The sequence below is a fragment of the Streptomyces sp. NBC_01689 genome, assembly GCF_036250675.1.
Lineage (GTDB): Bacteria > Actinomycetota > Actinomycetes > Streptomycetales > Streptomycetaceae > Streptomyces.
Map to the genome: position 1 here is coordinate 8,092,568 of NZ_CP109592.1, position 18,084 is coordinate 8,110,651.

Consider the following 18,084-nt stretch of genomic DNA (forward strand, 5'->3'; position numbering starts at 1 on the left):
TGACTGACAGACACACCCTTCTGAACCTGAACGCCAGACGGAGGAACCAGTCATGCAAGCCATCACCGCCCCAGACCGCGAAGCCGGAGTCAGCGGGCTGACCCTGACCGACCTGCCGTATCCCCATGCCGCCGAGAACGACGTCGTCGTGCGGGTGCACGCGGCGGGATTCACCCGTGGAGAGCTCGACTGGCCCGGAACCTGGACGGATCGCGCCGGCCGGGACCGGACTCCGAGCGTGCCCGGACACGAGGTCTCGGGCGTCGTGGCGGAACTCGGTTACGGAACCACCGGTCTCACCGTCGGCCAGCGGGTCTTCGGACTCACCGACTGGGCCCGGGACGGCTCGCTGGCCGAGTACGTCGCCGTGGAAGCCCGTAATCTCGCGCCCCTGCCCGCCGACGTCGACCACACGACCGCGGCCGCCCTGCCGATCTCCGGACTGACCGCCTGGCAGGGCCTGTTCGACCACGCACGGCTCGTGGCGGGCCGGACCGTCCTGATCCACGGCGCCGCGGGTGCCGTCGGCTCGATCGCGGTGCAGCTCGCGCTGGCGGCCGGTGCCCGGGTGATCGGCACCGGTCGGCCCGCCGACGGGAAGGACGTCCTCGCGCTGGGCGCGCACATGTTCCTGGATCTCGAGGCCGGCTGGGCGGAGGGCGCCGGAGAGGTCGACGTCGTCTTCGACGTGATCGGCGGTGACGTCCTCGACCGCTCGGCTTCGCTCGTACGTGCCGGCGGCACGCTCGTCTCGATCGCCCAGCCGCCCACCGTCCGCCCCAGGGACGGACAGGCGATCTTCTTCGTCGTCGAACCCGACCGGGCACGTCTCGCGGACCTGGCGCAGCGGGTCAGGGACGGGCGGCTCGACGTACGGGTCGGCGCGGTCCGCCCGTTGGCCGAGGCGGTCGCCGCCTTCGCCCCCGGGCAGCGTGTCCCCGGCAGGACGATCATCAGGGTCGCCGACGACCCCCGATGATCGCGGAGTCTCTCAGCCCGTGACGCGTCGGCAGGTCCGGCACGGCCGGCACGAGCGGGCGGCATCCCCTCGTCACCGGGAGGCCGCCCCTCGTGCCGCACGCGTGATGCCGTACGCCGTCGGGGCGGTGAAGCCACGTTGGTTCCACCGCGGCCAGGGCCGTCCGCCGCGGTGCGCGCCGTGACTCCGCGGCTGCCCCCCGACGGCGAGGCCCGGGCGGGCGCGGCGTGGAGTCGCGTCCACGAGGGAGATCTGCTCGTGTACCCGGCCCCTCGGGGGTGCGTCAGGAAAGGATCCGCATCAGTGCGGAGAGCGCCTGAGGCCACTGCCCGTCGGAGGGCGCCCCGTATCCGACGACGAGGGCGTCGGTCATGCCGTTCGGGGCCCGTTCATGGCGGTACCGGGACAGGCCGGCCACGCGGAGGCCCTGTCGGGTGGCCGACTCAACGACCAGTTGCTCGGTACCGGGCGGCAGACCGAGCACGGTGTGCAGGCCCGCCGCCGTCCCGAGGACCCGCACCTGTGGGGCGTGCCGGGCCAGGGCCGCGACGAGAGAGTCCCGCCGGTCCCGGTAGCGCCGCCCGACAGCACGTACGTGACGGCTGTACGCGCCGGAGGCGATGAATTCCGCCATCGTCAGCTGGCTCACCACCTCGGACGAGTCGATCCGTCCCTTGGCCGCCGCGGCCTCCTCGGCGAGCGCGGGAGGCAGCGCCATCCAGGCCAGGCGCAGGCCGGGAGCGAGGGTTTGGCCGGCGGTACCCAGGTAGACCACGCGGTCCGGGGCGAGTGCCTGGAGCGCCCCGACCGACCGGTGGCCGAACCGGAACTCACCGTCGTGGTCGTCCTCCAGGACCAGCCCGCCGGTCCGTCCGGCCCAGTCCACGACGGCGGTCCGGCGATCGCGTCGCAGTGCCGTGCCCACAGGGAACTGGTGGGCGGGCGTGAGCAGGACCGCATCGGTGCCGACGGGCGGCACCGGGTCGGTCCCGTGGGTGTCCAGGGGGAGCGGAAGGGTCTTCAGCCCGGCGGCCTCCAGCAGGCCGTACTGCCTGTCCAGGCGGTAGGACTCGACGGCGACACTCCGTGCTCCCCGCCCGGTCAGGACGCGGCTCACGATCCGCAGGCCGTGGGAGACGCCGGCGCAGATCAGGACGTGCTCCGGACTCACGTACACGCCCCGGGCCCGCGCGAGATGGTCGGCGAGCGCGGCCCGTAGCTCCGGCCGCCCTCGCGGGTCGCCGTAGCCGAGCGCGTCGTCGGGAGCCGCGGCCAGGGCGCGGCGGGTGGCCGCCAGCCAGGCCGCCCGGGGAAAGGCGGACAGATCGGGGTTGCCCGGGATCAGGTCGTGGCGAGGGGCACGGGAGGGACCGTCGGCCGGGCGGGACACGATCGGCCGCGTGTCCGCCGCCCTGTCGGCCCTGTCCGTCCTGTCCGTCCTGTCCGCCACGAGGGTGCCCGACCCCCTGCGGGCGGTGAGCCATCCCTCGGCGACGAGGTCGCCGTAGGCGTCAGCGACGGTGTTGCGGGCCAGCCCGAGCTCGGCGGCGAGCCGGCGGGAGGAGGGCAGCCGTGTCCCGGGCGCCAGACGGCCGCCGCGGACGGCCTCGCGCACGGCCGTGGCCAGCGTCCGGCGCACCCCTCGTCCGGCTCGGACCGCCTCACCCTCGAAAGCCTGCCGCAGCCGTGCCGGACTCGTCGTGCCACGGGCGCGGAGGGGCTCGCCGGTCATGACGAAGGTCAGGCCCGGCGGCCGTAGGCGTGCGGATCCACGGGCTGCTCGGACTTGGGGAGCCCGCCGACCACGAGACGGTAGGAGTCGATCACGAGTTCCCTCGCCAGGCGCTCGTCGACGGTGCCCCCGCCGTCCACGGTGATCCAGTGCCTCTTGTCCATGTGATACCCGGGGGTGATGTCCAGGTGCCGCTCACGCAGGGCCGCGGCGTCGTCCGGATCAGCTTTCAGGATCACGACGGGGCGCCCCGGCATGTCGGTCATGAGCATGAAGACCTTGCCGCGCACCTTGTAGAGGTCCCAGTCGGGGCCGGTGCGATGCTCCACGTCGGCGCCGGGCAGTTCCACGGCGCAGTCGTCCGCGATCCTCCGCAGTTCCTGTGCGTCCAAGACGGTCAACTCCTCTGTCGGTCCGAGTACCTGGGCCTGCCTCTCCGCCCGCGCGGCCGGACCGGACCGGCCGTGGAGAACCGGATGTCCACGTGCAGGGTGCGTACCGCCCCGGAGATCCTGGTGGCGCTCGACCGCTCGGGTGTCCGCAGGGGACCGCTCTCCAAACGTACCGCAGGTGGCCGTCTTTCGGGACTAAATAGTCCTCTGTTCTGGCGGCGCGCCTCCGCGTGAGGAGTCCTTCGAAGGTCGCACCGGTACTTCTCGGTGCCGCCCCGCCGCGGACGACTCAGCGCCCTGCGGAGCCCTCCGCCGGCGGATCGGCGTCCTCGGTGGGCGTGGCGCAGGCCCTGATGTGGCCGATCGCCATGTCCAGGGCGATCTTCATGGGTTTGACGTCCTGGGTCGTCTGCGCGAGGAGGTAGCCGCCCTGGAGGGCGGCCATGAGGCCGGTGGCGAGTTCTCCGGTGTCCGCGTCCGCGCGCAGGACTCCCGAGTCCTTCATGCGCTCGAGCCCGGCCCTGAGCAGCCCCGCCCAGCTGTCGAAGTGCCGGGCGAGCGCCTTGCGCGCTTCTTCGTCCTGATCGGCCAACTCGCTCGCGAGGGAGCCGAGCGGGCAGCCGTACGCCCCGTTCCGGAGCGCGTTGTGCTCGACCATCGCGTCCCGCCAGCGCTCCAGGCCGCGGAGGGAGTTCAGTCGCTGCAGCAGCTGATGCTGGCGTTTGAGCAGTTCTGCGGCCTGCAACGCGACGACGTCCCGCACCAGTGCATCCTTGTCGGGGTAGTGGCGGTAGAGCTGGGATTTGCTCGTTCCGCTGGCCGCCCTGACGTCGTCGAGGGTCGTGGCGGACACGCCCCGGACGTACATCATGTCGGCGGCAGCCCTCAAGATGCGCTCACGAGTGGCCCGACCGCGCTCGGTCAGCCGGGAGTCGTTCTGGTCGCGCGCCTGTTCCGCCACATCGGCCAGATTACCGGCGCGTACGTTAGCAGGATTCAAAAGGGACCTCAAGGTCCTTTTTTCAGGAGTCCTGACGAGAGCCGCGCGCGTTGCCGACCGGGGGCGATCCGGGGAGCGGGCGTGGACGGCGGCGCCTTCGTGCCGGGATCGCGCGCCGCGATGTCGGTATGGCTCGGGAGTCAGCCGCTGGGGTACGGCGACGCGCTGCCGCGGGTGTGCGTGGTCCCGAACAGCGACCGCGAGACGCATCGGACCTGCCGCGCCTCCCATGCGGCCCGGTAGGCGCGTGGTGTGGAGATGCAGCGGGGCTTCCCGTCCGCCGCCACGCCGGAGGAATCCGGCGTCCCGCCCCCGAGTGCGAGTGCGAGGGCGCCGGCCGTGAGGACGACGAGTGGCATCCGGCCCCGGAGGGCTCCCGGACGCCTGAAGCTCATGGCTGCTCCTGAAGCTCGGTCGGTCCCCGGGGAGTATCGGTCCCGCCGCGCTCATTACCGCGCCAACAGTCCGCACGGCGATTCCCGTTGAACCGATCGGACGCTTCCGCGCCCGGCCGTACGGACCCCACCGCCCGATCCGGGCCCGACGGGCGCGTACGAACGGGGAGGTCCACGGAGCAGCTGTGGAGTCACCACGGTCCCGTTCCGCGTGGGGGCGGAGCGGGTCTCAGGTGCGTCGGATGACCAGCACGGCCACGTCGTCCAGGTGGTCCACTCCGGCCACCGCGTCGAGTACGCGGTCAGCGGTCTCCTCGACGCCGAGCCGGTCCCGGAGGGCCCGGCCGGCCAGCGCTCCCGCGCGCTCCAGTCCGGCGTCCAGGGTCAGGCGGGGCCCCTCGACCACCCCGTCGGTGACCATGACCAGCGCGGTGCCCGCTTCCAGGGTGAAGGTCTCCTCGGGGTACTCGGTGCCGGGCACGATGCCCAGGACCGGTCCGGCGGGAAGGGTGCGGACGGTGTGGCTGCCGTCGTCGCGGGCGTGGAGCAAGGGCACGTGGCCCGCGGTGGTGCCGACGACCAGTCCGTCACGCGGATCGAGGTGCAGCATGGTGCAGCTGGCGAAGCGGGGTGAGTCCATCGCGACGAGCAGTTCGTTCGTACGCGTCAGCACCGTTCCCGGGTCGGGCTCGTGGGCCGCTATCGCGCGCATGGACGAGCGCACCTGGCCCATCAGAACCGCGGCATCCACGTCGTGCCCCTGCGCGTCGCCGATCTCCAGCGCGACCGCACCGTCGGGCAGGAAGAACGCGTCGTACCAGTCTCCGCCGACATCCAGTCCATCCTGGCTGGGCTGGTAGCGGACGGCGATCTCCAGGCCCGGGAGGCGGTGCGGCAGCGTCGGGAGCATGCTCTCCTGGAGCGCCATCGACAGCTCCACGTGAGCTTGTTGCAGCCTGATGGCCTTCAGCGCCTGACCCGCGAGGTCGGCCAGCGTCGTCAGAAAGGCGAGCTTCTCCGGTGACGAGGGGCGCTCACCGTCGTACGTCACCACCCAGGCGCCGAGCGGCCGGTCGCCCTCCGGGCTGAGGGGGGTGATCGACAAGGCGGTGCCGGGGGCGGACCGGAGCAGGGGCAGACCGTCAGCGTCCGGCCACCGGCGGGCAAGCTCCTCGTGGTCGCGGAAGAACTGCCCCTGACCGGTACGCATCACGGAGGGCAACGGTCCGTCGTCGTCCAGCGACAGGCCGAGCAGGGCATCGACCTCCCATGGGGGGATCCCGGCATCCGAGGCGACCCGCAGGCGGCCCTCGTCGACGAGTGCGAACAGAGCGCCGGAGCCGCCGACGGCCGCGGCGAGCCGGGCCAGGACGACCTGCTGCAGTTCCTGCTCGGTGGCGGCGCTGAACAGGGCGGAGGAGAAGGCCGTGATCGCGTCCGCGCGCTCCCGCTCCGCGCCGGCCTCGGCCAGCGTCTTCTGGCGGCGTGCCTCGGACCGGGTGTCGTCGCGGATCACGGCGAAGACCCGCTCGGGTCCGCCGTACCCCAACTGGACCCTGCGGACCTGGCCGGCGAGCACCCGCCAGCCGTCGTGTTCGGTGAGGAACCGCGACCTGATCCACGGGGACTGCGCTTCGGCCGCGCGCAGTCCCCGCCGCACGTCTTTCCGGTCGTCGGGGTGCACGCGACCGATCATCTTGGACCGGGGCATCGACGTCTGCGGGAAGAGCGCGGCCAGGGCGGGTGCGCCGCCCAGCCACTCCACCTGTTGATCGGGGGAGCACATGCAGAGCCCGAGGTCGGCGGCCTTCGCCGCGAGCTGGAAGGGGATCAGCAGACCGGCACGGTCGCGTCTCGCGTCCAGCGAATGCACCCACACGAGCCGCTCGCCGGTCGAGGGATCCGTCACGGCTCGCGCCTCCACGAGGCAGACCACCGTCGCGACGCCCGAACCGGGAAATTCCAGCACGCGCATCGCGAGGCTCTTGGCCGTGGCGCCGTGCGTCAGCAGCCCCTCGGCCGACATGCGCTGGTCCTCGGGGAGCAGATCGACGAAGCCGGCCCCCGCGCACTGCTGCCGCGGCCTGCCCAGTTGAGTGGCCATCGCGGCGTTGAGGGAGCGGATGACGCCGTCGGGGGTCAGAAGAGCCGACGGTGTAGCCATCTGAAGGAGTTCGTCCGAGGCGTCCATTGCCGCTCACTCTCCATCGTCGAGCGATATGACCTCGTCCTTCACCAGACTATCCGGCGCGGTGCGGGTCGCGTCCGGTTGCGGCCGGGCTCGGGCGGTCGGCCGGGCGCACCTCGGGACGGGGGAGGGGGCGTCAGGGTTCTTCGCTCATGGACCACGCTCGCGGAGCGATGCGCTGTGGCGCTCCGCGGGCATCGAACGCCAGATCGACTCCATTGACGGTGCCCGGGGCCTTGCTCTCGACGCCTGAGGGCTGAGGGCTCCCTCGCGCCGGGCGGCCGGGCGTCCACGAGATGCCGGCCAGAGTCTTCGAGATCGCCCCGGACGACTTGGACGCCCCGGACGACCTGGATGCGCTGGAGGGCGTGGCGACCGGGACGACCCGGACGGTCGCATCGTCGTCCTCAAGGGTGCGCCGTGGATCGAACGCCCTCGTGGAGCCGCGAACGCGGGCTCAGTCGCGAGCGAAGCACGCGATGTGGTCCAGGGCCATGTCCAGCGCGACGGCCATCAACTCGGAGCTGTGAGCGTTCTGCGCCAGCACGTAACCACCCTGCAGGGCGGCCAGCAGGCCCGTGCCCAGGCGCTGCGGGTCCGTGTCCTCGGCGAGCACGCCGAGGCGGCGGAGCCGACTCAGGGTCTCGACGAGCATCCGCCGCCAGGCATCGATGGTGGCGTTGAGCGCCTGGCGGGACCGTTCGTCGTTGTCGGACAGTTCGATCGACATCGCGCCCAGCGCACACCCGTACGAACCGTCCTGCAGCGAGTTGGCCTGGACCAGGGCGTCACGCCAGCGGCGCAGTCCGGCGAGGGTCCGCACGCCGCGCAGGTGCTGTTCCTCGCGGGCGAGGACGAACTCCGACTGCACGTCGATCACGGCGTGGACCAGCGCGAGCTTGTCCCCGAAGTGGTTGTACAGCTGGGACTTGCTCGTGCCGCTCGCCAGCCGGACGTCGTCGAGCGTGGTGGCGCTGACGCCCCGGACGTAGAACAGCTTGGCCGCCGCGTCCACGATCCGTGAACGGGTCTCAAGGCCGCGTGGCGTGCGGCGGGCACCGCTGGTTCCGGGCACGACGCCTCCCTCGGGCATGTCACTCACGCGCGCTGCTCGGCCGCGGGGTGCACCACCAGGGCGGTGGCCTCGCTCTCCGCGCGGAGAGCGGTCCGGATCAGTTCTGGCACCCATACGAGCATATACACCGACCGGTGGGAGGCGGCGGTGCTGTGAGTCCTCGGGCAGGTGCCGAGGCCGAGGGGGGTCCGGGAGCCGGTGCCTTCGTTCTGGTTCCGCCCTCATCTGAGGTTGGACTAAACAGTCCACAAAATTCGGCGGGGTCGAGCCCGGAAGGGACCGGCGCCGGACCGTCTGAAGTCGCTCGTTCCGGCCGCTTGAATCAGTCATGGAACAGCCTGTATAGGTCTCCAACCTGCTGAGTTGGTGATCTGATGCGACATTGCCGCGCCTGTGAGCTGCCTGGTGGGCCGGCCTGTCCCGGAGGGGGGTTGCATGGAATTTTCTGGTCTGTATAGTCCTTCTTATGTGGTGTCCGGCGCGATGAGGAGATCAAGGACGTCGGCGCGGACGGCGACGCCGAGCTCGCGGCCGTACGGAGTGCCGGGTGTTCCGGGGGGCGCCGGCTCGCGGGGGAGTCCTCCTCGACGGACGCGTTCGCGTTACGGACGGCGTCCTGCTCGCGAGCGTCACGGTGGCGGTGCGGTACCCGCTCACCGACATCCTCGACAAACCGATACCGCCGCCAACACCCCACCCACCGGCGGGAGTCCGGAGTCCCGACGTGGCCCGGCTGCGCGCGGCCGGCACACCCCTCAGTGAGTCAACGATCCCTCAGGAAGGCTCGACATGCCGGGCTCCGAACTCTATGAGCGCTTCATGGCGCTGCACACCCGCGACGGCGGCCTGGTCATGCCGAACGCGTGGGACGGTCTCTCGGCCCTGATCCTGGCCGATGCCGGCATCGAGGCGATCGCGACATCGTCCGCGGCGATCGCCGCCACGCTCGGCCGCCTCGACGGGCGTCACGCGGTCACCCGCGAAGAGCACCTCGGTCATGCGCGGCTGCTCGGCCGCCTCACCGGTCTGCCCGTCAACGGAGACTTCGAGGACGGGTATGGCGCCACGCCGGAAGACGTCGCCGCGACCGTCGAGGCCGCCGTGCAGTCCGGCCTGGCCGGCATCGGCGTGGAGGACACCTCGGGTGATCCCGGGAGGCCGATCCGCGACTTCGACGAGGCGGTCGCCCGCGTACGGAGCGCCGTCGGCGCCTCCAGGGGACGCATCGTCGTCACCGGCCGCACCGACAACTTCATCCAGGGACGGCCCGACCTCGACGACACCATTCGGCGTCTGACGGCCTTCGCCGAGGTGGGCGCGGACGTGGTCTACGCGCCGTTCCCACCCGACCGCGACGCACTCGTCGCGATCGTCACCGCGGTCGCCCCGACACCGGTCAACGTCCTGGTGTCCCCGGCGGACAAGGCGCTGACCGTCGCCGAACTCCAGGAGGCCGGGGTCAAGCGCATCAGTCTGGGCCCGCTGCTCTACACCCACGCGATGGCGGCCGTCGAACAGGCCACGCAGGCGCTCCTCGCGGGCGACCTCGCCTCGGCGACGACAGGCATGAGCTTCGCGCGCGTCAACGAACTGCTCGACCGCGGCGAGAACTGACCCGAACAGCACAGATCACCGACGTTTCTTCCAACGATCGCACGACAAAGGCAGGTTGACATGAATCTCGACAAGCTCATGAACAAGCACCTCACCCGGTACTTCGACCCGGGCAGGACGATTCCCGAGGACACGCTTCAGCGACTGCTGGGATTCCTGCGCTCCACGCCGTCGTCGACGAATGTGCAGCCCAACCACTTCTACGTCCTCGCCACGCCCGAGGGCAAGGAGCGGCTGGCGGCCAACCTCGGCGAACGGTTCCAGGACAACGCCGAGAAGATCCTGAACGCCTCGCACACCGTCATCCTCACCACCAGAGCGGATCTCCCCGACAGCCACCTGGACGCGGTGTTCGGCAAGGAGAGGGCCGACGGCCGGTTCCCCGACCCGGCGAAGCAGGCCCTGTGGGAGTCCATGACCCGCGACTTCCTCAACCTGCGCAACTACGGCTACAAGGACCTGAACCACTGGATGGAGAAGCAGACCTACCTGGCCATGGGGCTGACCATGATGGCGGCCGCCGAGCTCGGTGTCGAAGCCATGCCGCTCGAAGGGTTCGACCCGACCAGTGTCGACAAGGCGTTCAAGATCCGCGAGACCGGACACACCACGACGGTGCTGCTGGCCCTCGGCTATCCCGACCCGGCGAAGGTGTACGCCAGCCCGATCTCGCGCTTCGAGACCGACCGGCTCTTCACCTTCGTCTGAACCGTCCCGCCGCGGGGACCCCCCCGAGCCCGAAGCCCGCACACGGCGGACACCCACGGTCCCCGATGCCGGCCCACCCCGCATCACGGGACCGGTGGCCGCCGTCGGCGGAACGCCGCTGCCCGGGGCGCCGGTGATCCGGAACCCGTCGGCACGGCCGCGTGCGAGACCGAAGATCTACTGTGAAGGCGTGCGGAATGTCCCGTTCGACACCGCTGCCGGATGTGCGTTCCCGGCCCGAACCTCCTGGTGGGCCGGACCGAGTGAGAGGACAACGATCTGCTGTGAAGGCATGCGGAGTATCCACGGCCGAGAAGGAAGTCGTCCTGCTGGAACTGCCCGAACCGCCATCTCCCCAGCCCGGTCAGATCCTGGTGCAGGTCGAGGCGGCCGGAGTCGGTCCGTGGGACGAACTGGAGATCGACGCCCGCTGGGACGTAGGGCTGCGCCCCCCGGCGGCACTGGGAGTCGAGGGCGCGGGCAAGGTGCTGGCCGTCGGTGCGGATGTCACCGGGTTCGCCGTGGGCGACCGGGTGCTCGCACACGAGGCCCCGCTGCCCGGGGGCAGCGGTTTCTGGGCCGAACGCGTTCTGATCAGCGCGGAACACACGGCACTCTGCCCGCCCGGCTTGGACGCCGCGCACGCGGCGGCACTGCCGGTCAACGGACTCACCGCGGTGCAGGCCCTGGAGAAGCTGGACCTCGGCCGGGGACAGCGGCTCCTGATCACCAACGGAGGCGGGGGCACCGGAGCCCTGGCCGTCCAGCTCGCCGCGGCCGACGGCATCGAGGTGACCACGACCGCGTCCGCCGGCGCCACTGAGCGCCTGCTGGGCCTGGGAGCCACCGAGGTCGTCGACTACCACGACCCGGACTGGCCGGCCAAGGTGCGCGGCGGGTTCGACGCCGCCCTCATCGTCGCCGAAGGTACTGCGGACGCGGCCCTGCCGCTGGTGCGGGACGGTGGCCGACTGTGCTCCCTGACCTCGGACGCGCCCCCGGAGGAACGGGGCATCACGAGCTGGGACCTCTACATCGAGCCGAACGCGGCACAGCTCGTCCAGCTGGCGGAGCAGGCCGCGGCGGGAACCCTGAGCCTCGCACCGGAAGCCCGGCCGCTGAGCGAGGGACCGGCGGCGTTCACCCAGGTGGTCGCCGGACGGGCCGGCGGCAGGAAGATCGTGCTCATCCCCGCATGACCGGACAGGCACCGCCCGATCCGCCTCGGCCCCTGACCCGGCCGGCCGGGATCTCCGGGGGCTCAGACCGGAGCGGGATAGCCTCCGGCGGCGAGGTCGGCCATCAGGCTCGGGTGGGCGGGTTCCCAGCCGAACCGTTCCCGGGTCAGCGCACTCGATGACGGCATGTCGAGGGCGAACAGGCGGCCGATGACGCCGAAGTCATCAGGTGACACCGACTCGACCGGCACCGCGAGAGCCCCGCCGATGGTCTCGGCCAACGACCTCATCGTGTCACCCGTGTCGGCCACCGCGTGCAGGACCGTGCCGGGCTCGGCATCCTCGAGTGCGATACGGAACAGCCGGGCGGCGTCGAGCCGGTGGACCGCCGGCCAGCGTTGCGTGCCATCGCCGACGTACACCGACGCACCGGTTTTCTGCGCGGTGGCGATGAGCACCGAGCAGAAGCCGTACTGCGCCCCGCGCTGATGCACGGAGCGCGGCAGCCGGACGACGGAGGAACGGACGCCCTGGGCGGCCAGCGCCAGCACCCTCCGGGAATTGTGGCCGCGTCCACCGACCGGACCGTCTGTCGTGTCGGGGTCCTCCTCGGTGGAGACGTGGCCCGGCGTCATCGGCGTGAGGCCGGCATGCACAAACGGCTTGCCACTGTCGGCGAGTGCGGCCCCGAAGGTCCGCACGGCGCGTGCTTCGTCCTCGATGCACGGCTCCAAGTCGCTCCAGTCGTTGCCGAAGGCCAGGTTGATGACGCCGTCAGCCTGCTCGGCGCCGGCTCGGAGGCTGTCGAGGTCGGCGAGGTCTCCGCGCAGCGGCATCCCGCCGGCGGCGGAGACAGCCGTGGCCGCCGCGTCGGAACGGACGAGTCCGACGACTTCGTGACCAGCAGCGACCAGTTCGGGAACGACAACCGAGCCGATGCTGCCGCTGGCTCCGGTGACGAATACGCGCATAGGAGTCTCCCGCTGAATGCTGCGACGTCGCGTCGCACGGCAAGATCCGGCGGTCCGGGCCACTCGGGCCGCGACGCCCGCCGCTGGAACACCCCCGACGAGGCGATCACGATTTCCTCAGCCCCACCGCACCCACCATCGTACCCATCGCGTACATGCCGCGCTCGGAACCGGACGCGAGGAACGCCTTGAGGAACGCCTTGTGGACTGCCCTGGCCGGAACGCAGAGGCGTGGCGGGGTGGGCGGCGGAGTGGCGCGGCGCGCCGGTCGACGCGCTGGATGCCCGGGGCCCCGTTCCGCCGCCTCAGGGTCGCCCGCTGCTCCTCCTCGTCGAGCCGGGCGAGCCGGGCGGCGAAGACGCGGGCACCGCCCTGGGCCGGATGACGCGGGGAATCGCCGCGACGCCGCTGCGGGCGAGCGCTCCTTCCGCCTTGCGGCCGACCGCGACGATCGTCCCGGCCCGAAGGCTGCCGCCGGCGCGAGGGCGATGGGGATGCCTTCCGCGATCTCGGTGGCGCGCGGGGCGCGGGTGGGTGCGAGGGCGGCCGGGCTCGTGCGGGTGGTTCGGGTACACGGGCCAGAACAGGGGCGGCGGCCCACGCAGGGCCGTCACGGAATTCGGCTGCCGCACCGCCGTCACCCTCCGGTCTCCTCGAACCACGTGCGAAGGCGCTCCAGGAGTTTCTCGGGCTGTTCCCCGCACTCAGCCTGACGTAGAACGAGCGCAGGTACGGGAACTCGTGCCCCCCGATGAGCAACTCGGCAGCGTTGTCCGCCGCTCCGTGCAGGTGGAAGTGCCAGATCCTGTTCTCGCTGTACTTGCCCGTCGCCACGGCACTCTCGTATCCGGCGCTGCCCGGGATCGGTGCCTCGGAGACCATGAGGCGCGTGACCTCGTCGGGTCAGAGGGACGCGTAGGCGTAGCCGACCAGCATCCCGAGGTCGTGGCTGACGATCGTGATCGGCTCGCGCACGCCGAGGTGGTGCAGCAACGCCCTGATGTCGCCTGCCATGGTCTGCTTGTCGTAGCCTCCTGCGGGCTTCGACGAGCCGCCGGCGCCCCGGACGTCCGGCGCGACGACTCGTGCCCGAACATGTCGTGGTGAAAATCAGGCATCGCGCTTCTCCCGACGGGGTCTGGCAGCAGCCCCTGGGGTGAGGTTCCGTCAGTCGGCCGGCGGGCTGCCAGGCGACGGACCGGCGTCGCGCGACGGGCCCGTGCACGCCTCCGAACCGGTCGCGAGCCGGTCTCCGTCGTTCTCTGCCGACCTGAACGCGCGTGCTCCCGGGCCTACTTGGTGTACGTCCGTCACTCCGCGGCGGCCTGTACGTACGCGCGGATGTGTTCCCCCCAGGTCTCCGGGGAGTCGACGGGGCTGAAGTGTCCGGTGTTCTCCATGAAATGGAGGTCGTGGTCGCTGTAGTGAGCGTCGGGAAGATTTCGTCCGATGGTTCGGTGCCCCTTGTGGACCTTTGGCCGACGGTGACGGTGCTCGGTCGCGGCCCGCGCCCTGCTCCGCGCCGTGGATGTCCCGCGGCATCAGGCAGATCATGGCGGTCCGGATCAGCTGGGCTGGGCGGTCGGCATGATGAAGACCTGCGGGAGGTTGACCCGCAGCGGCAGGGAGGCGATGAAGCCGACCGTGCGTGCGATGTCGTGGGGCTGGAGCCAGTCGACGGTTTCCTTCGAGCCTTCCAGCCAGGCGGTGGCGCCCTCGTCGGTGACGTGGTCCTGCAGTTCCGTGCCGACGATGCCGGGCTCGATCGCGGAGACCCGTACCTTCTTGGGGCCCAGTTCCATCCGGAGGTGCTTGGACAGGTGGGTGACGAAGGCCTTGGTGCCGGCGTAGACGGCGAAGGTCGGGTAGAGGTTCCGGGCGGCGCTGGACGAGTTGTTGATCAGGTCGGCGACACCGCGTTCGGCGGCGGCCCGCACCAACTGCGGGGTGAAGGCTCCGATGACGTTCATCAGGCCGGAGATGTTCAGGTCGATCTGGCGCTGCCACTGGTCGGCGCGCAGTTCCTCGACGGGTGCGGGGAGCATGATGCCGGCGTTGTTGAAGAGCAGGTCCGCGTCCCCCAGCTCCGCCTGTACGCGGTCGGCCGCGGCCTGGACGGCGGCGGCGTCGGTCACGTCGACGGTGACCGCGAGCGCGGTGCCGCCGCTCTTCGTGATGCGGGCGGCGAGGTCGTCGAGCCGGTCCGCGCGCCGGGCCAGTACGGCGACCTTCGCGCCCAAGGACGCGAGGTGCTCGGCCGACGCCTCACCGATACCGCTCGACGCGCCGGTGACGACGGCCACCCGGCCGGCCAGGGAGTCGGTTGCAGAGATCTCAGTGGTCATGGAATGAACACCTTCCGGAAGCTCGGTGGAGGAGGTCTGCCGTCCGTACCGGCCCGCGGTTTCGAGCGGGTCGCCCGGGGAGGTCCGGACCCCACCGGAGGCGGCGTCGGCGGAGGCTGTGCGGGCACTCGGCTCGGCGCGGGATCTCTTCGTAGTGGTACTCGTCGTATTCCCTCTTGGACTCCACCACCATGTGGTGCAGCAGCTTCAGGAACTCCGCCTCATGCTCCTGAGCCACGTCGAAGTACACGTTCAGGGTGATCATCAGGTTCCTCCCGCCGTACGCCCCCAACCAACATCGTCCGTCGTGCCACCGGGCCACGCACCTCGGCCGGGACTCCGTACGGGGATCGCGAGAGGACCTGCCGCGCTGGGCGTCAGGCCCCCGGGGCGTGCTGCCTGACCGGCCCGACCGGCGGCCCGACCGACCGGGCCGACCGGCAGCGACCTGGTCGACCGCGACCGGTCGACGCGGGCGTTCGCTCCGCCGGTCCCTCCCGCCGCGTCGCGGACCTTGAGGGAGGGGCAACTCGGGCTCTTGGCGGACCGGTTCGGTCGACCACCGCCGAGCCCGAGCGGCCGCGCCGCGGACGAGTGCCGGCGCGTGGCCGGGTTCGGGAAGGCGCGGCGCACTTGAAGCGCGGCCGGACGGTGCGGAGCCGCGGCCGTCAGCGGGCGAGAGCGGCCGCGTCGCCCATGACCACGACGGGGTGGTCGGCGGGATCGAGCGCGCGCAGGAGTTGCCTCATGTGAGCCCTGGAGAGACTGACGCAGGCATGAGTGGGACCGCCGTGGTCGACGTGGAGCCATATGCCCCCGCCGCGGTTCCCGCCCAAGGGACGGGTGCCGTCCATGGGGGAGGTACCGGGCCGTCGGTTGTAGTTGATGGCGACGACGTAGTCGAACACACCGTTGAGCGATTCGCCCTGGAGGCCGGTCTCGTCGGTGGAGAAGGCACCGGAGTGGTGGTAGGGCAGTCTGGTGCCGGGGTCGGCGAGGCGGCCACCCGCGTCGGTGAGGCCGAACACGCCTATGGGGCTGCGCAGATCGCCCGCGTGATGGTCGTCGGTCCAGCCCCGGTAGCCGTTGTGCGCGGCCCACACCGCGCCAGGATGCCAGCGCCCGTCGAACCGTCGCCAGAGCACCACCTTCGAGGACGCGGAAGTCCTCCCGGCTCCCGTCACGAGGAGGACCTGCCGGGTGTTCTCCGGGACGTGCGCAAGCGTCTTCGGACCGAGCCCCGGTAGCCGGGCGGGGAACTCCGGTCGCGGCTGAACCGTCACCCGAGGCGCGGCGGGAGTGGGCGCGGGCTGTCCGGCCGCGGCTCGGGCCGCGACCGAGGCGTTGCCCGGTGCCACCGTGGAATTCTCGTGAGGTATCGACTGGCAGGCGGCGACGCCCAGTGCGGAGACGACGACCGCGGCGGTCACCGAGAGGGAGGCCCTGTGGAGGTGCATGTGCAGGCTTTCTCAAGAAGTCGGGAAGAAGAGGACGGGCTTCCGCCGGACCACCGCCGGTCGTCGTGGAACCGGCCGGGGGCGGTCGACATGCCGGAGACCCGCCGCGGCGCATCGGTCACCCCCCCCGGCGAGACGGCGCCCCGGGGTCCGTCGTGGGCAGGCTGACCTGCCCACGACGGACCCCTGACGCCGGAGTTCGGCAGAGCCTCCGGCTCAGCCGCGGGCGTTCTTCGGCACGCTGATCTGCCGTTCGCCCCAGCCCATCCGGGTGGTCGCCGTGTTGTCGACCGTCGCACCCGCGGCGAGACCGGCCGTCTCGGCCCTGGCCGAGGGGGCGACCAGCAGAGTCTGATCACTGAGCATCGCGCCGGTCGACGGGTCGACGACCAGCCGCTCCCTGGTGGTCCCCAGCGGAGTCCGGTAGGACTTGGGGAACTCGACTCCGACACCCGTGCGGCCCAGCGGGTCGGTGACATGCCCGACCACCCGGACTCCGGGCAGGCCGGCCATCACCCGGTACGCCGCCGCCCGGACGCCGGGCTTCACGGGCATCGTGATGAGGTTGCCCGCCTGACGCAGCATCCAGGCGGCGCGGCCCGACGTACCGTTGTCCGCGCCGTTGTCCCGCGCGTACAGCGCCTCCAGGTGGCGGCGCAGCCCGTCGCTGGTGGAGGGCAGCGCACGCAGGTCCTTGTACGAGACGTTGTCCGGCCCGACGGCGTAGATCTTGTCGCCGACACTCGTGTGCATGACCATCGGCCGACCGGGCCCGATGGTGTAGGCGATCTTGGCGTTCCCGGAGGCCTTCCCGACCTCGGCCACGACCGTGTGGGGCGAGCCGGCGGCGTTCCAGCGCTTCCTGTCCGCCGGTGTCCTCGGCCCGGTCGCGGAATTCTCCCCGGACACCATCAGGCTGTCGGTTCCAGGCCGGACTCCCACCGACCACAGGTCGGTTCCCGTGCTGCGCACGGCGATGAGGTGCCCGTTCGCGTCGGCGACGTCCACGTGCTGCGACTCCGTGGTGGTCTGCCAGTACGTTCCCTCGGCGGGCGCGGATTCCGCGTTCCGGGCCGCGGCGAGCAGTTCGATGTGGCCGTCGACGCGAAGGTCCGCCCCGGAGCCGGACGTCCGCGGCGGGACGGAGGACTGCGGCCGCGCGGTCGGCCGGTCGGCCGGCCCCTGCCCGTCGAACGTGCCCACGGCCACCGCGACGGACGCCGCCACGGCCGCGAGAGCCACCGCCCCCAGCGGGCGGAAACCGCTTCTGCGGCGCGGTACGGCGAAACGTGTCACGCGGGCGTCCGCCGCGTCGGTGACGATGCGGGCGAAGGCCTCCTCCTGCCGTGCCGGGTCTGTCAGCAGGGACGGATCCAGTGCGTCGGGCCGTGCGTCCGCGAGCACCTTCATGACGTCGGGCCGCCCGGGCCGCTCGGGTTCGATCTTCATGCAGGGGCTCCTTGGTGGTGAGGGGGAATCGCGGCCTCCGGGGAGGCCGCTGACGCCGTCTCCGCTGCCTGTGCCGTCTCCAGCGCCTTCTCCAGACGGCGGCGGGCCCGGTACAGGCGGACGGTCAGCGTCGCGGTGGTGCAGTCCAGAACCCGAGCGGCGTCCTTGGGGCTCAGGCCGTGCCAGGCGATCAGTGTCAGCAGTTCCCGGTCGGCCTCCGGCAGGCTCGCGAGGGCCTCCAGCGCGATGTGCCGGTCGGCGACCACGGCCGCGACATCACTGACGTGGGTCCCGGCGCCACTGCTGATGCGCTGTGCCTCCTCCGCGGCGACGAGGTACTGGTGCGCATCCCGGCGGCGCACTTCACGCACCAGGTTGCGGGCCACGCCGAGAAGCCACGGCAGCGCAGGGTGGGGAATGTCAGGCATCCGCCGCCAGGCGACGGTGAACGTCTCGCTGGTGATGTCTTCTCCCAGCTCACGTCCGACCAGGCTCGTGGCGTAGGCGAGGACGCGCGGATGGCACTCCTCGTAGACGCCCCGAAAGCGCTCGACAGTCGTCACGCGCTCTCCCTTCCTCTCGGATCTCTCACCGAGGAATG

15 protein-coding genes and 1 pseudogene are annotated in these 18,084 nt (G+C 71.5%); 4 read left to right on the forward strand and 12 right to left on the reverse strand.

What is annotated here, in order from left to right; all coding sequences use genetic code 11:
• Positions 1–52 precede the first annotated feature (52 nt).
• On the forward strand, positions 53–979 hold the full coding sequence (locus tag OG776_RS34745) for an NADP-dependent oxidoreductase (protein ID WP_148014533.1): 927 nt from the start codon (positions 53–55) through the stop codon (positions 977–979).
• 283 nt (positions 980–1,262) lie between these two features.
• Here the strand turns inward: OG776_RS34745 and pdxR are convergent, their stop codons facing one another.
• From pdxR to OG776_RS34775, 6 genes are all read right to left on the reverse strand, one after another.
• Complete coding sequence (gene pdxR, locus OG776_RS34750) at positions 1,263–2,711, reverse strand: MocR-like pyridoxine biosynthesis transcription factor PdxR (protein ID WP_148014534.1); 1,449 nt, start codon at positions 2,709–2,711, stop codon at positions 1,263–1,265.
• An 8-nt stretch (positions 2,712–2,719) separates the two neighbouring features.
• A complete protein-coding gene (locus tag OG776_RS34755) occupies positions 2,720–3,103 on the reverse strand; it encodes an MmcQ/YjbR family DNA-binding protein (protein ID WP_148014535.1) in 384 nt (127 codons plus the stop codon).
• A 289-nt stretch (positions 3,104–3,392) separates the two neighbouring features.
• On the reverse strand, positions 3,393–4,064 hold the full coding sequence (locus tag OG776_RS34760; protein ID WP_261995063.1) for a TetR/AcrR family transcriptional regulator: 672 nt from the start codon (positions 4,062–4,064) through the stop codon (positions 3,393–3,395).
• 179 nt (positions 4,065–4,243) lie between these two features.
• On the reverse strand, positions 4,244–4,498 hold the full coding sequence (locus OG776_RS34765; protein ID WP_148014537.1) for a hypothetical protein: 255 nt from the start codon (positions 4,496–4,498) through the stop codon (positions 4,244–4,246).
• A gap of 229 nt (positions 4,499–4,727) precedes the next feature.
• The gene (locus OG776_RS34770) at positions 4,728–6,689 is read right to left on the reverse strand and encodes a SpoIIE family protein phosphatase (protein WP_148014538.1); all 1,962 of its coding nucleotides are present in this window, start codon (positions 6,687–6,689) and stop codon (positions 4,728–4,730) included.
• A gap of 454 nt (positions 6,690–7,143) precedes the next feature.
• Complete coding sequence (locus OG776_RS34775) at positions 7,144–7,761, reverse strand: TetR/AcrR family transcriptional regulator (protein ID WP_261995064.1); 618 nt, start codon at positions 7,759–7,761, stop codon at positions 7,144–7,146.
• A gap of 789 nt (positions 7,762–8,550) precedes the next feature.
• Here OG776_RS34775 and OG776_RS34780 point away from each other — a divergent pair.
• The 3 genes from OG776_RS34780 (at position 8,551) to OG776_RS34790 (ending at position 11,282) form a co-directional block, all read left to right on the forward strand.
• The gene (locus OG776_RS34780) at positions 8,551–9,375 is read left to right on the forward strand and encodes an isocitrate lyase/PEP mutase family protein (protein WP_148014539.1); all 825 of its coding nucleotides are present in this window, start codon (positions 8,551–8,553) and stop codon (positions 9,373–9,375) included.
• Between the two features lie 60 nt (positions 9,376–9,435).
• Positions 9,436–10,083 (forward strand): nitroreductase family protein, encoded by a 648-nt coding sequence (locus tag OG776_RS34785; protein WP_148014540.1) that lies wholly within the window; start codon positions 9,436–9,438, stop codon positions 10,081–10,083.
• A gap of 284 nt (positions 10,084–10,367) precedes the next feature.
• Positions 10,368–11,282, forward strand: a complete 915-nt coding sequence (locus OG776_RS34790) for an NADP-dependent oxidoreductase (protein ID WP_187286101.1) — start codon at positions 10,368–10,370, stop codon at positions 11,280–11,282.
• Between the two features lie 62 nt (positions 11,283–11,344).
• Here the strand turns inward: OG776_RS34790 and OG776_RS34795 are convergent, their stop codons facing one another.
• From OG776_RS34795 to OG776_RS34820, 6 genes and pseudogenes are all read right to left on the reverse strand, one after another.
• Positions 11,345–12,232 (reverse strand): SDR family oxidoreductase, encoded by an 888-nt coding sequence (locus tag OG776_RS34795; RefSeq protein ID WP_148014704.1) that lies wholly within the window; start codon positions 12,230–12,232, stop codon positions 11,345–11,347.
• A 903-nt stretch (positions 12,233–13,135) separates the two neighbouring features.
• Positions 13,136–13,312, reverse strand: a pseudogene (locus tag OG776_RS34800) (alpha/beta fold hydrolase); the annotation flags it as partial.
• A 485-nt stretch (positions 13,313–13,797) separates the two neighbouring features.
• The gene (locus OG776_RS34805) at positions 13,798–14,577 is read right to left on the reverse strand and encodes an SDR family oxidoreductase (protein ID WP_148014699.1); all 780 of its coding nucleotides are present in this window, start codon (positions 14,575–14,577) and stop codon (positions 13,798–13,800) included.
• A 668-nt stretch (positions 14,578–15,245) separates the two neighbouring features.
• Positions 15,246–16,034 carry a L,D-transpeptidase family protein gene (locus tag OG776_RS34810; RefSeq protein WP_148014700.1) on the reverse strand — a complete coding sequence of 263 codons (789 nt, stop codon included), beginning with the start codon at positions 16,032–16,034 and terminating at the stop codon, positions 15,246–15,248.
• Positions 16,035–16,250: 216 nt separating this feature from the next.
• On the reverse strand, positions 16,251–17,483 hold the full coding sequence (locus tag OG776_RS34815) for a CU044_5270 family protein (protein WP_148014701.1): 1,233 nt from the start codon (positions 17,481–17,483) through the stop codon (positions 16,251–16,253).
• Positions 17,480–18,046 (reverse strand): RNA polymerase sigma factor, encoded by a 567-nt coding sequence (locus OG776_RS34820; RefSeq protein WP_329323091.1) that lies wholly within the window; start codon positions 18,044–18,046, stop codon positions 17,480–17,482. Before OG776_RS34820 ends, OG776_RS34815 begins: the two co-directional genes overlap by 4 nt.
• Positions 18,047–18,084 lie beyond the last annotated feature (38 nt).

Coding starts and splice junctions, on each gene's coding strand:
- OG776_RS34745 (WP_148014533.1), top strand. CDS start 53: ATGCAAGCCATCACCGCCCCAGACCGCGAAGCCGGAGTCAGCGGGCTG.
- pdxR (WP_148014534.1), bottom strand. CDS start 2,711: ATGACCGGCGAGCCCCTCCGCGCCCGTGGCACGACGAGTCCGGCACGG.
- OG776_RS34765 (WP_148014537.1), bottom strand. CDS start 4,498: ATGAGCTTCAGGCGTCCGGGAGCCCTCCGGGGCCGGATGCCACTCGTC.
- OG776_RS34770 (WP_148014538.1), bottom strand. CDS start 6,689: ATGGACGCCTCGGACGAACTCCTTCAGATGGCTACACCGTCGGCTCTT.
- OG776_RS34780 (WP_148014539.1), top strand. CDS start 8,551: ATGCCGGGCTCCGAACTCTATGAGCGCTTCATGGCGCTGCACACCCGC.
- OG776_RS34785 (WP_148014540.1), top strand. CDS start 9,436: ATGAATCTCGACAAGCTCATGAACAAGCACCTCACCCGGTACTTCGAC.
- OG776_RS34795 (WP_148014704.1), bottom strand. CDS start 12,232: ATGCGCGTATTCGTCACCGGAGCCAGCGGCAGCATCGGCTCGGTTGTC.
- OG776_RS34805 (WP_148014699.1), bottom strand. CDS start 14,577: ATGACCACTGAGATCTCTGCAACCGACTCCCTGGCCGGCCGGGTGGCC.
- OG776_RS34810 (WP_148014700.1), bottom strand. CDS start 16,034: ATGCACCTCCACAGGGCCTCCCTCTCGGTGACCGCCGCGGTCGTCGTC.
- OG776_RS34815 (WP_148014701.1), bottom strand. CDS start 17,483: ATGAAGATCGAACCCGAGCGGCCCGGGCGGCCCGACGTCATGAAGGTG.